The 13,624-nt window shown below is 50.8% G+C and carries 10 protein-coding genes; 1 reads left to right on the plus strand and 9 read right to left on the minus strand.

From position 1 onward, the window contains the following. Positions 1–28 precede the first annotated feature (28 nt). From hslV to sucC, 6 genes are all read right to left on the minus strand, one after another. Positions 29–574: an ATP-dependent protease subunit HslV gene (gene hslV, locus AB4Z33_RS24170; protein WP_442052343.1), complete on the minus strand. Its 546-nt coding sequence runs from the start codon at positions 572–574 to the stop codon at positions 29–31. Between the two features lie 147 nt (positions 575–721). Further along, positions 722–2,041, minus strand: coding sequence for an FADH(2)-oxidizing methylenetetrahydrofolate--tRNA-(uracil(54)-C(5))-methyltransferase TrmFO (gene trmFO / locus AB4Z33_RS24175; protein WP_442052344.1), 1,320 nt, complete (start codon positions 2,039–2,041; stop codon positions 722–724). Positions 2,042–2,901: 860 nt separating this feature from the next. Next, positions 2,902–5,007, minus strand: a complete 2,106-nt coding sequence (gene topA / locus AB4Z33_RS24180; RefSeq protein WP_442052345.1) for a type I DNA topoisomerase — start codon at positions 5,005–5,007, stop codon at positions 2,902–2,904. Between the two features lie 28 nt (positions 5,008–5,035). Continuing rightward, positions 5,036–6,169 (minus strand): DNA-processing protein DprA, encoded by a 1,134-nt coding sequence (dprA, locus tag AB4Z33_RS24185; protein ID WP_442052346.1) that lies wholly within the window; start codon positions 6,167–6,169, stop codon positions 5,036–5,038. Between the two features lie 182 nt (positions 6,170–6,351). Continuing rightward, the gene (sucD, locus tag AB4Z33_RS24190) at positions 6,352–7,293 is read right to left on the minus strand and encodes a succinate--CoA ligase subunit alpha (protein WP_442052347.1); all 942 of its coding nucleotides are present in this window, start codon (positions 7,291–7,293) and stop codon (positions 6,352–6,354) included. Between the two features lie 57 nt (positions 7,294–7,350). Further along, positions 7,351–8,511 (minus strand): ADP-forming succinate--CoA ligase subunit beta, encoded by a 1,161-nt coding sequence (gene sucC / locus AB4Z33_RS24195; RefSeq protein ID WP_442052348.1) that lies wholly within the window; start codon positions 8,509–8,511, stop codon positions 7,351–7,353. Between the two features lie 327 nt (positions 8,512–8,838). Here sucC and AB4Z33_RS24200 point away from each other — a divergent pair, with 327 nt between their 5' ends. Further along, complete coding sequence (locus AB4Z33_RS24200; protein WP_442052349.1) at positions 8,839–10,413, plus strand: YifB family Mg chelatase-like AAA ATPase; 1,575 nt, start codon at positions 8,839–8,841, stop codon at positions 10,411–10,413. A gap of 439 nt (positions 10,414–10,852) precedes the next feature. Here the strand turns inward: AB4Z33_RS24200 and AB4Z33_RS24205 are convergent, their stop codons facing one another. From AB4Z33_RS24205 to AB4Z33_RS24215, 3 genes are read right to left on the minus strand one after another with little or no spacing between them, the layout of a single operon-like run. Further along, positions 10,853–11,221, minus strand: a complete 369-nt coding sequence (locus AB4Z33_RS24205) for a YraN family protein (RefSeq protein ID WP_442052350.1) — start codon at positions 11,219–11,221, stop codon at positions 10,853–10,855. Beyond that, positions 11,208–11,519 carry an EscU/YscU/HrcU family type III secretion system export apparatus switch protein gene (locus AB4Z33_RS24210; RefSeq protein WP_337098830.1) on the minus strand — a complete coding sequence of 104 codons (312 nt, stop codon included), beginning with the start codon at positions 11,517–11,519 and terminating at the stop codon, positions 11,208–11,210. Before AB4Z33_RS24210 ends, AB4Z33_RS24205 begins: the two co-directional genes overlap by 14 nt. Beyond that, positions 11,516–13,573 (minus strand): hypothetical protein, encoded by a 2,058-nt coding sequence (locus AB4Z33_RS24215; protein ID WP_442052351.1) that lies wholly within the window; start codon positions 13,571–13,573, stop codon positions 11,516–11,518. Before AB4Z33_RS24215 ends, AB4Z33_RS24210 begins: the two co-directional genes overlap by 4 nt. Between the last annotated feature and the right edge of the window lie 51 nt (positions 13,574–13,624).

Below are 13,624 nucleotides of genomic sequence, written 5' to 3' on the forward strand. Positions count from 1 at the left end.
AAGCTGATAGTTCTTAAGACCTAATTGATTATCCGATTTCTTCAACGATAATATTATTGTTCGTATAGACACAAATTTCGGCAGYGATTTGCAGGGAAGCGCGAGCAATTTCCTTCGCCTCCATTTGAGATGAATAGCGAGTTAACGCCCGAGCGGCAGACAGCGCATAAGTTCCGCCTGAACCAATCGCCAGAATACCGTCATCCGGTTCAATGATTTCACCATTTCCAGAGATCAGCAACAGACCGCTTTCGTCCATGACGAGCATCATCGCCTCCAGCTTTCGGAGCACGCGATCCGATCTCCAGTCCTTAGCCAGCTCCACGGCAGAACGTTGCAGATTGCCATGATGTTCTTCAAGCTTGCCTTCGAATTTCTCGAATAGAGTAATGGCATCGGCAACCGATCCTGCAAAACCAGATATGACTTGTCCGCGATAGAGTCGTCTTACTTTTTTGGCGGTGTTCTTCATCACCATGCTATTGCCGAACGTGACTTGCCCGTCTCCGGCAATTGCGCCCTTTCCATTATGTCTGACTGCGCAAATCGTCGTCGCGTGAAATTGCATTTCCATTGCTTTGCCTCCTCTATGGTATGACTCAAGCAAGATAAGCTCCTACTTGAGCAGCAGTTGTCTTTCTTCCAAAGTTAAGCGCCTATATGATGAAATCCTATACAAACGCCGCCTTGAGTAGACCTTGCTATGCTTTCCTACGAAATTTTATTGCAAATGTTCCCGTTTAAATTGCTCAATACCTTCCAGTGCACGATTTGCGATCGCTTCGTTTTTCTCTTTTTTGCTGCGAATTCTCGTTTCTAACGGCGGGAACAGCCCGAAATTCGCATTCATCGGTTGAAAATGCTTGAAATCGGCGGTCGTAATATATTTCGCCATACTGCCCAGCGTCGTTTGCTCTGGCAATACGATCGGCTCCTGACCTTGAGCGACTCTAGCGGCGTTAATCCCCGCTATAAGGCCTGAAGCGGCTGACTCCACATAACMCTCTACCCCGGTCATTTGGCCGGCAAAGAACAGATTCTCACGCGTGTTAAGCTGATAAGTCGGCTTAAGCAGACGCGGCGAGTTAATGAACGTATTGCGGTGCATGACCCCGAAACGGACGAACTCGGCATTTTCCAGTCCTGGAATGAGTGAAAATACACGCTTCTGCTCGCCCCATTTCAAATGGGTTTGGAAGCCTACTAGATTGTAGAGCGTTCCGGCAGCGTTATCTTGGCGCAGTTGAATAACCGCATGCGGCAGCTTGCCGGTATGCGGGTTAACAAGACCGACAGGCTTCATCGGCCCGAAGAGCACCGTTTGCTTGCCTCGACTCGCCATAACTTCGATTGGCATACAGCCTTCGAAATAAACCTCTTTCTCGAATTCCTTAAGCTCAGCAGTCTCGGCTGTCGTAAGCGCTTCGTGGAAAATTTCGAATTCCTCTTCGGTCATCGGACAGTTGAGGTAAGCTGCTTCGCCTTTATCATAACGGGATGCCAGATACACTTTGTTCATATCGATTGAGTCTTTTTCGATTATTGGCGCAGCCGCATCATAGAAGTAGAAGTATTCCTCGCCAAGCAGTTCTTGAATTTGAGCCGACAAGCCAGGCGCCGTTAACGGGCCTGTTGCAATGACGACGATACCGTCCTTCGGAATTTCGGTTACTTCTTCGTTGCGCACCTCGATAAGAGGATGCTCGCGAAGCCTGCTCGTTACCTCTCCAGAGAATCCGTCACGGTCGACGGCGAGCGCTCCGCCAGCAGGTACGGCATGCTGATCAGCGCAGCTCATAATAAGCGAGTTAAGCTGACGCATCTCTTCCTTCAATACGCCTACGGCGTTCGTGAGACCATTCGCACGCAAGCTATTGCTGCAGACAAGCTCTGCGAATTGGTTCGTATGATGTGCCGGCGTTTGCCTAACCGGACGCATTTCATATAAAATCACGGGCACGCCTTGCGATGCGATCTGCCATGCAGCCTCGCTTCCAGCTAAGCCTGCTCCGATGACGGTTACGGTTTGTGGTTGTGACAATGACAATTTAGGTCAATCCTTTCAGTTTTTTGATTGCAAAACATTTTCGAACCCACCCAAACCCTCCCTTCCAAGGGAGGGCCCCATAGGGTTGCACCCTCTGGACACCGCATGACTAACGATTTAGTTAAAGAGACGCACGCGAGTTCACACTGTGCTTGGATCGCTTGTGTCCTTCCGGACACTCTTTTTTTTGGGAGGCGTTTAGTTACCTGGTTTCGTGCAACAGTAACGATGGAGTACCAGATGTGTTTTTGAGTTTATTTAGTGCTTCGAACGCTTTGTCCCTACGGGACACGCTTATACTGGGCAAAACTTGGTTAGTTTTGAGTGCATGCTGTGCAAGGTTGGATTATTGATCGAATATTCGGACATAAGTTGAGTCGGTTACATTAGCACCAAACACTTACCAATGATTCATTGGCAACCATTCCTCACAACCTATGCGCTCGCCATTAACTGGAATTTGTCCTGTTAATATGCGAGTTTAGAGCGATTTTATTGAAATAAATGGAATTCCTCCATTTATTTAGTAGAGAAATGAGCAGGTTGCTGATAATAGCCAACAATAACGGGAGTTTTTCCCGTTATATTTGGCTCAATCGACAACGGAGAGACTTTAACGGGAGAAATTCCAGTTATTTTCGCTGCTTGCTCCGTTCACTATGGAACCTACAGCTTCAAGCTGACCGTCTATGGACGGTCAAACCCTCCCCTTTGCAGGGAGGGCTTGTTGCGAGCATGCGTCGGATGTTAAAAAATGGAACGAAGAGGCCATATAACAACGGTGTCCTCCCTAGTAAGGGAGGACGCTGTGCCACACACGATGGCTGTTTGTTCATTTCACATACAAGCAAGCGCTAATCTACAATTTCCTCGTTATCCTCTTCATCCGGCACTTCTTCCGAATAGTCGCATGTTGGACAATTCAGTTTAACACCGCTCCGATTACGTTTTTCAAGCAGCATGCTATTGCAATTCGGGCAAGGTTTTGTAGTCGGCTTATCCCATGACACATAATCGCAGCCTGGGTATTGATCGCATCCATAGAAGATACGGCCTTTCTTGCTGCGCCGCTCGATAATCTTTCCGTCGCCGCATTTCGGACAAGGTACGCCAATATCCTTGACGATCGGCTTCGTGTTGCGGCAATCAGGAAATCCTGAGCATGCCAGGAACTTGCCGAAGCGGCCCATTTTGTACACCAAATGCCTGCCGCACTTCTCGCACAGCTCGTCGGAAACCTCATCCTGAATTTCGATTTCCTTCATCTMGTCCTCTGCAACCTCAAGACGTTTCTCGAAAGATTCGTAGAACGTTGCGAGCACCTTCACCCAATCTTCCGTGCCTTCCTCCACATGGTCAAGGTTTCCTTCCATGTTGGCGGTAAACTCGGCGTCAAGAATTTCGGGGAAGAACTCCTCCATTAGTTGGATAACAAGATCGCCTAGCTCGGTCGGCATGAACTTCTTCTCTTCCATCGCCACATAACCGCGCTTCTGAATCGTCTCCAATGTCGGCGCATACGTACTTGGACGCCCTATGCCGAGTTCCTCAAGCGTTCGAACGAGCCGTGCCTCCGTATAACGCGGCGGGGGCTGGGTGAAATGCTGCTTCGGTTCAATCGTCTCGGCAGCAATCACATCACCCGTTGCAAGGGGCGGCAAAAACTTATGCTCTTCCACGGTGCCGTCATCATTACCTTCGACATACACCTTCATGAAACCCGCGAACTTCACTTTCGAACCGACCGCACGGAACACAGTGCTGCCAGCTTGCATATCCACGGTCATCGTATCAAGGATAGCAGAAGACATTTGACTGGATACGAAGCGCTCCCATACGAGCTTATATAGACGGAACTGATCGCGGCTCGTGAATGCCTTAACCGACTCCGGGTCACGGAGCACGGATGTCGGACGAATCGCTTCATGCGCATCTTGTGCATTGCTGTTCTTCTTCGTATAGACGCGCGGCTGTTCAGGAGCAAACGCCGGACCGTACTTCGTCGTGATGTACTCCTTCGCTTCCTCTTGTGCAACCGGTGAGATACGAGTCGAGTCCGTTCTCATATAAGTGATTAAACCGACTGTACCTTCCTTGCCAAGCTCTACGCCTTCATAAAGCTGTTGAGCAACCGACATCGTCTTGGAAGCGCGGAAACCAAGCTTTCTGGCCGCCTCCTGCTGCAAGGAGCTCGTAATGAACGGCGGAGCCGGATTACGAAGTCGTTCTTTCTCTCTTACATCGGAGACGCTGAACTTCTCGCCTTTCATAGCGCTCAGCACTTCTTGCACGTCCGCTTCCTTGCCTAATTCCTTCTTCTCCCCGTTCACCGAATAATATTTGGCGTCGAACGGGATGCCGGAATGGGTCAGCTTAGCGGTAATGGACCAATATTCCTCGGGCACGAAAGCGTCGATCTCATTGTCGCGATCGATAATGAGCTTAACCGCAACGGATTGTACGCGTCCGGCGGACAGACCCTTTTTCACTTTCTTCCATAGAAGAGGGCTAATCTTATAACCTACAAGCCGGTCTAGTATTCGTCTAGCTTGCTGCGCGTTCACCAAATCCATATTGATCTTCCGTGGCGTCTTGAACGCGTCCTTCACGGCTTGCTTCGTTATTTCATTAAATACGACACGGCAAGTGTCTGTTTCGTCAAGCTCCAAGTAGTGTGCCAAATGCCACGCAATCGCCTCGCCTTCGCGATCCGGGTCAGCCGCCAGAAAAACATGTTTTACTTTTTTGCTGGCGTCCTTCAATTCCTTGAGCACGCTTCCCTTGCCGCGAATGGTTATGTATTTGGGATTAAAATCGTTCTCTACCTCTACGCCGATCTGACTTTTAGGCAAATCGCGAATGTGACCCATCGATGCTTTAACGATATATTTGCTGCCTAAATATTTGCCTATCGTTTTGGCTTTGGCCGGTGATTCGACGATAACTAATGAATCTGCCATGCGAGGTGCCTCCTCTCTCTACTGCTAGTTACAATGCGATATATATGGATCCGGGCTGAAGCTCGATTTTCCGTTTTATACATAAATTTATCAGAAGTGCGTTCAAATGTCCAAACGGAATGGCGGACAGCTCGTGTAATTCATTAATGGACAATGGCTGATCTTGCAAAAAACGGACGATTTGCCGCTCTTCTGTTGTTAAACTTAAGGCCGAGTCTTCACTGGCACTCCCAGCAGTTGTCTTGCTTTTGAACCTATTCTCGATAGCGGCTGGCAACCACTTAAGCTCTTCAATAATATCATTTGCGCAAGAGATAAGCTTAGCTGTGCCTTTCTTGATAAGTTCGTTGGGGCCATCGCTCTTTGGCGAAGAGATTTGTCCCGGTATGGCGAACAGCTCTCTCGACATGTCGAGCGCATATTGCGCCGTTATGAGCGACCCGCTTCGTTTGGCTCCCTCCACAACAACCGTACCAACCGATAATCCGGCAATGATTCGATTGCGCTGGGGAAATTGTCCCGGATGAAGCTTCGTGCCAATCGGCGTCTCGGATAAGAGTAAGCCTTTCTCGGCTATGTCACGAAATAATGAAGCATTTTCCGAAGGATAACAGGTATCAATCGGCGTTGGCAACACTGCTATCGTTCCGCCAGTACCGTCTAGCGCCGCTTCATGCGCAACGCTATCGATCCCTTTGGCAAGTCCGCTAACAATGGTTAGACCAAGATCGGAGAGCTCCTTCGACAGTTCTCTCGCACTATGTCTGCCATAGGCGGTTGGCACTCTCGTACCGACAATAGCAACGCTTGGCGCGTGAAGCAGTTCGATATTGCCTTTCGCGTACAGCACCCAAGGAGGCTGATCGATCTGTCTTAAACGATATGGATAGTTCTTATCGAACGGCGTTAACGTAACCGCCCCTGCTCTTTCGGCAGCTGGAGCCGACTTGTCAGCGAGATCCCATCTCCCCGCAGCGAACCGGTTCATGACCGATTGTGCCTGATCTTTCTTCAGACCAATGCCGGTCAACAGCTCAAATGTCCATATTGGCGTAAGCCATAATTGATGCTCAAGCGCCTTCGTAATGGAATGCCAGCCAATGCCAGGTATTTCATAGAATGCGACAACCATGCTTCTTTTCAGTTCATTATTGCTATTCATACGCCCATCCCTCTCCTAGATCCGGGCGGCATACATTCTTATCTATTGTGCGTTACATGGATAAAGAATGCAAGTCGGCCGATTAAATTTTGAAAAACCAAATGAAAATGAACAAAAAAAAGCAACCCTCCAACTCCCGTTAACGGGTCGTCGAAAGGTTGCTTACCTTCAGTTCTTGCGTATTAGATTTGTGCTTGGTGAGTCGTGCATTTCTCAAGCAAGCCTTGCTCTTTCAGCACGCTTACGAGCGTGGAGCCCATATCCGTAGGTGTCGGAGCAACTTTGATGCCGCATGCTTCAAGCGTAGCGATCTTCTCTGCTGCAGTACCTTTGCCGCCGGAAATGATAGCGCCTGCATGGCCCATGCGTTTGCCCGGAGGCGCTGTTGCGCCGCCGATGAAGCCGACTACCGGTTTCTTCATGTTCGCTTTGATCCACTCAGCAGCTTCTTCCTCTGCTGTACCGCCGATCTCGCCGATCATGATTACCGCATAAGTGTCAGGGTCTTCATTGAAGCGGTTAAGGATGTCGATGAACTCGGATCCTTTAACAGGGTCGCCGCCAATACCAACCGCGGACGATTGACCGATACCGCGAGTTGTAAGCTGGTGAACCGCTTCGTACGTCAACGTACCCGAACGGGAAATGACGCCAACGTGGCCTTTTGTATGGATGTAACCCGGCATAATACCGATTTTGCACTCGCCTGGTGTAATAACGCCTGGGCAGTTCGGTCCGATAAGAACCGTTTTGCTGCCGTCCATATAACGTTTTACTTTAACCATATCAAGTACCGGAATGCCTTCTGTAATACAGATGACAAGGTCAAGCTCAGCGTCTACGGCTTCCATGATTGCGTCAGCAGCGAATGCCGGCGGTACATAGATAACCGAAGCGTTAGCGCCCGTAGCTTTGACAGCTTGAGCAACCGTGTTGAATACCGGAAGCGATACAACATTTCCGTTGTCAAGCGTGATGTCAACGTTCGTGCCGCCCTTGCCCGGAGTAACGCCGCCAACCATTTGCGTACCGTATTCTAAAGCGCCTTTTGCATGGAATAAGCCGGTTGCGCCTGTAATACCTTGAGTAATGACTTTTGTGTCTTTATTGACCAAAATGCTCACTCTTAACTCACATCCCCTGAATGAATTCGTATGCGGGCATGCCGCAAGTCAAGCTATTTATTTCACGAGAGCGACGATTTTTTGAGCGCCGTCCGACATGGAGTCAGCAGCGACAATGTTMAATCCCGATTGTTTCAAAATAGCTTTTCCGAGGTCTACGTTTGTACCTTCCAGACGAACGACGAGCGGTTTATCAAGACCAACTTGTTTAGCCGCTTCGACAACGCCGTTAGCAATAACGTCGCAACGCATAATGCCGCCGAAAATGTTAACGAAGATCCCTTTTACTTTTTCGTCGGACAAAATAATTTTGAAAGCTTCGGTAACCTTCTCCGCTGTTGCACCGCCCCCTACGTCGAGGAAGTTGGCCGGGTCGCCGCCGAAGTATTTGATAATATCCATCGTTGCCATTGCAAGGCCTGCGCCGTTAACCAAGCAGCCGATGTTGCCGTCTAGGGCGATGTAGCTGAGATCGTATTTGGAAGCTTCGATTTCTTTCGCATCTTCCTCTTCGAGGTCGCGAAGCGCTACGATGTCTTTGTGGCGATACAGCGCGTTGGAATCGAAGTTCAGCTTCGCGTCAAGGGCGATAACTTGTCCGTCGCCAGTAACAACAAGAGGGTTGATCTCCGCGATGGAAGCGTCCTTCTCAACGAATGCCGTGTAAAGAGAGATCATGAACTTAACTGCTTTATTAACCAGCTCGCCTGGAATATTGATTGCATATGCCAGCTTGCGCGCTTGGAATGCCTGAAGGCCAACAGCCGGATCGACAACCTCTTTGAAAATTTTCTCCGGGGAATGCTCGGCAACTTCTTCGATTTCCGTGCCGCCTTCTTCCGAAGCCATTATAACGACGCGGCCTGTACCACGGTCGAGAACGACGCCGATATAATATTCTTTCTTAATGTCGCAGCCTTGCTCGATGAGAAGACGTTTGACTTCTTTGCCCTCTGGGCCAGTTTGATGCGTTACGAGCACTTTGCCAAGAATTTCGCTAGCGTATGCACGCACTTCATCCAAGTTTTTTGCTACTTTAACGCCGCCCGCTTTACCGCGTCCGCCAGCATGAATTTGTGCTTTCACGACAACTACGGAAGTTCCGAGCTCTTTGGCCGCTTCTACAGCTTCATCAACCGTGAAGGCAACTTTACCTTCAGGTACGACTACACCATACTGTTTAAGGACCGCTTTCCCTTGATACTCATGGATATTCATTGTTGAAATCCTCCATTTCACAGACTGAAATCAGTCATATGTACACAAACCTTTATTATTGTAGCACCTTTCCATGCTTGTTACCTTATTTTCACGCATAATTAATACGGCTTTTTTGATATGGGTTTAATCTCTTTTTGAGATTAAACCGCAGGAGCCAGGCAAACTACGCCAAATAGTATAACCTTAAACCTCATTTATTACGCGACAAATGTTATAGGATTGACAGTAAGGAAAGGCATGATCTATGATAGTGCCATAATCTAAAAAATGGAAACGGAATGGTTAGGAAGCACCTTCATTCAATACTTGGAGGTGCTGTTTTTTATGTTCAGTTTGGTACAAAGCGCAAGCGTTTACGGAGTTGACGGCAGAAGCATTTCGGTTGAAGTCGACATATCGAGCGGCTTGCCTCAGGTCAATGTAGTCGGGCTGCCCGACCCCGCTGTTCGCGAATCAGTGGAACGTGTTCGGGCTGCGATTAAGAACAGCGGCTTCAGCTTTCCAATGGATCGCATAACGGTAAATTTAGCGCCAGCTGATCTTCGCAAGGAAGGCACCGCGTTCGATCTTGCGATCGCAGTTGGCATATTAACGGCCAGCGCGCAGATCGGAGCTCAACCGTTCGAGCGTACCCTTCTCATCGGCGAGCTATCTCTTAATGGAGGCGTCAAGCCCGTATCAGGAGTGCTTGCGATGATCGAGCAGGCAAAGAGCAGCGGTATTACGAGAATCGTCCTTCCCCTCGCCAACGCTGCCGAAGCGGCATGGATATCCGGCATGGAACTGTTCGCCCTCACGCATCTCAAGCAATTGCAGGGCGAGAAGGCGAGCGGCGAACAGGATTGGAATCGGCTGCGGTTCGACCCATCGGCTAAGAATGCAGGCACTCGCGGCAAGGCAGGCCTTGCAACTGCTCTATCGGATGAAGATGATGCTTTCGACTTTAGCGACGTTATCGGTCAGCATCAAGCGAAGCGGGCAATGCTAATCGCAGCCGCCGGCAAACACAATATTTTGCTAAGCGGACCGCCGGGAACGGGCAAGACAATGATGATCCGTCGTTTGCCCGGCATATTACCGCCRCTGAGCGAGCAAGAAGCGCTTGAGGTAACGAAGATATACAGCGTAGCCGGCAAGCTGTCTGATGCGCCTCAGGGGTTAATTACGCGTCCACCATTCAGAGCTCCGCATCATACGATTTCTTCTGGCGGTCTAATTGGCGGCGGCTCCATTCCGAAGCCGGGGGAAATTACGTTAGCCCATCGCGGTGTCTTATTCCTCGATGAATTGCCTGAATTTCCGCGGCAGGTGCTTGAGATGATGAGGCAGCCTTTAGAAGATCGGGTCGTCACGATCGCAAGATCGAAGGCCGTTTTCCAGTTTCCCGCCAATCTCATGCTAGCCGCCTCCTTCAACCCTTGCCCTTGCGGCTATTATGGCCATGAATATGGCGAGAAACGCTGCACATGCAATTCGACGGCGATTAGCCGCTACCGTTCCAAGCTATCCGGCCCGCTTCTTGACCGTATCGATCTGCAGCTTGAAGTGCCTAGGCCTATCATGATGGAACAAGGAAAAGGAGCTGAGCTGGGCTTAACTTCAGCAGATATGCGACGGATTGTTCAGGAAGCGAGGGTGCGCCAACAGCAGCGCACACGCTCAATTGGGACCGTGTGGAACAGTGAGCTGACCAGCTCTGCGCTTCGCAAGCATGCCTTGCTTAAGCCAGCAGCTTTATCGCTGCTCGACCACGCTTTCCAGCTGTTCGGTATCAGCATGAGGGCCTATGACCGGCTCCTTAAGCTCGCGCGTACAATCGCTGATGTGGAGGGGAGCGAAGAGGTCGAGGCGGAGCATGTCGCCGAAGCAATTCAATATCGGAGATTGGATACGGTGTAGCAGTTGCAAATAACTGCTTACACTTGATAAGATTTTTGTAACGACTGCATAAAGTCGCTATTTTGAATGGATTTTGTACAATCAAAAGGCTAAGAACGAGACGATAATAGAGTTTGATTGGATTTTGTGCAGGCAAATGGTCGGAGGTTGGCAGTTGAAGGCTAAAATGCCGATTTTGACTGTATGATTTCCACTCAAGCGTCGCTTAACAGGCGATTTAGACCAATTAAACGGTATGAAATACAGGCAAAACGTATGATCATACACGTTATGCAAGTTGAAATGGCTGATAATAAATCAATCAGTCGCAATTTCTCTGAATTACTTTCAATTTTGTTTAGTTAAAAGACTCGCAGCCTATGGTTGCGAGTCTTTGCTTTCTGTTGATATGGACCAAAGTGTGCGATTACTACGCGGACAACCCTCTCCGACGCATTTATCAGAATGCACCTTCAATATGCTTGCACTCCGCGACGCTCCCGTCGCTACTAATTGCTACGGCAATGACATCGAAACGTACTGGACTGTCCAGCAAGCCTGCGTTCCGCATATAGACGAGAGCTGTCGATCTGACCTTCATTTGCTTGCGAATATCGACCGATTCAGAGGCCGTACCGAAGCGGCTTGCTCCCGACCTTCTTGTACGTACCTCAACGAATACCGTCCTGCCTTCATGCTCGGCAATCGTATCGATCTCGCCGATGCGGCAGCGCCAGTTACGCTCGATAATTCGATAGCCTGCTGCTTCAAGCAGGCTGCAAGCGGCATCCTCGCCTAGCTTTCCAAGCTGCAGTCTATTTTGCGTCATTCCAATCCCTCGCTTTGCGATCCGAGCGATAGACGAAACTTAATATTTCAGCGACGAGCGTGTACAGCTCGGCCGGTATTTCTTGATCGACATCCAACTTAGAGAGCACCTCTACCAGCGAAGCATCCTCTTGAATCGGGATACCATTCTCCTTCGCCTTCTCCAATATCTGATCGGCAATATGTCCCTTGCCCTTGGCTATCATTACAGGAGCATTCCGCTCGCCTGGCTCATACTTTAGCGCTACCGCCTTGCGGGAGGGAACCGATGAACGGTTGCCTTGCTGATCTCCGGTCATATTTTGAAATCGACTCCTTTGTACCTCGCCTGCGAGAACTGCGACAGATCAGGCGGCGTCAGCGGCTTCTTCGCCTTCTMAGCGCCCTGATCCTGCTTCTGTTCGGTCTCCGCTCCCGGCTTAGGCAACGGCGTTGTACGAAGCGACAGCAGTTGGTAGCCGGTCTCCTGCAGTCGTTCTGCCACTTCCATGCGCGAAGCTTCCGCTAGCGCTCCAATAGCAGGGTGATCGTTCCACAAATTCAGACTGACGATCTTGTCCACTACATTCACGTCAACCAACGTATCGCCAAGATTGTTCATCGACAAATTGAATAACAATCGGCAATTGGCAGCATCGAGTTCGCCTTTGCGTCCGCGGCGGGTCTGAATATGAACCGACGCGGTCTGATTGCCGTCTTGCCCGTTCAGCGGAATAAACATCGTGACATGCGTAAGAATGGAGCTGTTGCGCTCCGGTGTCAGCAGCAGTTGCTGCCCCGTAATTTGGGAAACGAGCTGCTGCGCCGTCTCCTTGATTGCTGGCGGCGTGTCACTATCCGAGATGAGCGAGAGCAGCGCGCTCTTTAGCGATTCATGCTGCGCGCTTGGAGTTTGCTGAGCCGGCTGCGCTTGAAGCTGAATGTCCGGTTTCGGTGCATCCAGACCGAGAGCGTTTGCTTGCTGTAATAAACCGGCTGTACGTTCCATGCCTCCTGCAAGTCGTGTTTCCGCGGCAGCCGGCTTCGCCTGCTGCTCTTCCACAGCGCCTTGATTGACTCGAGCATGTCCACTGTTTTCTTGCTCAATCTCCGGCAACTGAGGTTTCGCTAAGCCGCTGCTATTACCACGCTCTGCTTCAAATCCTCTAGTACTCGTGGCCACTGCACGAGCAGTCGACTCTGAATCTCCCTCGCCAGCACTCTCACTAACGCTTGCACCAACCGCAGCTTGCGACTGCTCCTCGACTGGCTGAGATGTTGCAGCCGCACGAGCTGCGGCAGCATCAGGCGCAGCCGTAGCCTTGGCGAGCTGAAGCTCATGATCGACTCCAAGCCATTTCATCATTTGGCCGATCCAATTCTGCGAGCCTTTGCCTCCAGCAGATGCTGTTTGGCGGCTTTCAGCCTGTCCGCTTCCAACCTCGTCTGCTCCCTCGCCTTGAACAGCCGCCGCATCCACCGCGCTTCCCGTTGCAGATGCCGTTCCCGCTGCCGTTGTTGCCGTTGTTGCCGTTGTTGCCRTTGTTGCCGTTGTTGCCGTTTGCGCAAGCCCATCTGGCTTGCCAGCTAACGATAACGAAGGCGTAGCCGCCTTCGCTCCAGCAGCGCCAGCTTCAGGCTCGCTATCGGCAGTCGCAGTGCCATCAATCGCGCCCCGCAACAACTCCGCTCCTTCAGCCAACAGCGCAGCTACGCGCGCTGCTGCTGGCGGCAGCGTCTTCGCTTCAGCAGTTGCCTCTCCATCCTGCCCTTGCAACGTTTGCGTCATCGTCATCGCTGAGAGCTGCTTCTGGAGCGTATCCAGCAACTCATGCGCATCCTGCCYGAACATGACCTGCTGTAACGACGCTACGACGGCTCCCGTCATCGGCAGGCCGCGCTTATGCGCCGCGGCGGCTGCATTCATCCACTGCTCAATATCGCCGCCCTCCGGCATTGCTGCAGCAGCCTGCTGGAAAGCTTGCGCCACTTCCTTCGTGAGCACTAGACCTTCCCGGCGAAGATCCTTAATGAGCGCCAGCGCCCATTTCGTCTCCGGCAGCCCTAAAGCTTTTGCCCATTCCTTGAAATTCTCATCCGGCATGCCGAGCGCGCTTGGTTCTACCTGCTTGAGCACAATAAGCGCGCCAGAGGATTGCGGCTGAACTTGCATCAATGCCGTCTGCCCCTGCTGTAGCGGAATTTCTAACTTAGCGCGAACTTGCACGCCGTTTATTTGTACGAGCGCTTCGTTATTCTCCATGACTTGCAGGACCACGCCGCGAACCGTTTGGCCTGTCTTAAGCTCCAGCGCCCGCGTATCATTGCCGGCGGCTTCCCCCAGATAGGTTCTCATCATCTGGCCGATGTTCATCTATGCATCCGCCTCCCTTRCATTCTCTTTACGGCTTACGATCTTCTCGTT

The organism is Paenibacillus sp. 2TAB19, from assembly GCF_052115185.1.
In the GTDB taxonomy this organism is placed as follows: domain Bacteria; phylum Bacillota; class Bacilli; order Paenibacillales; family Paenibacillaceae; genus Pristimantibacillus.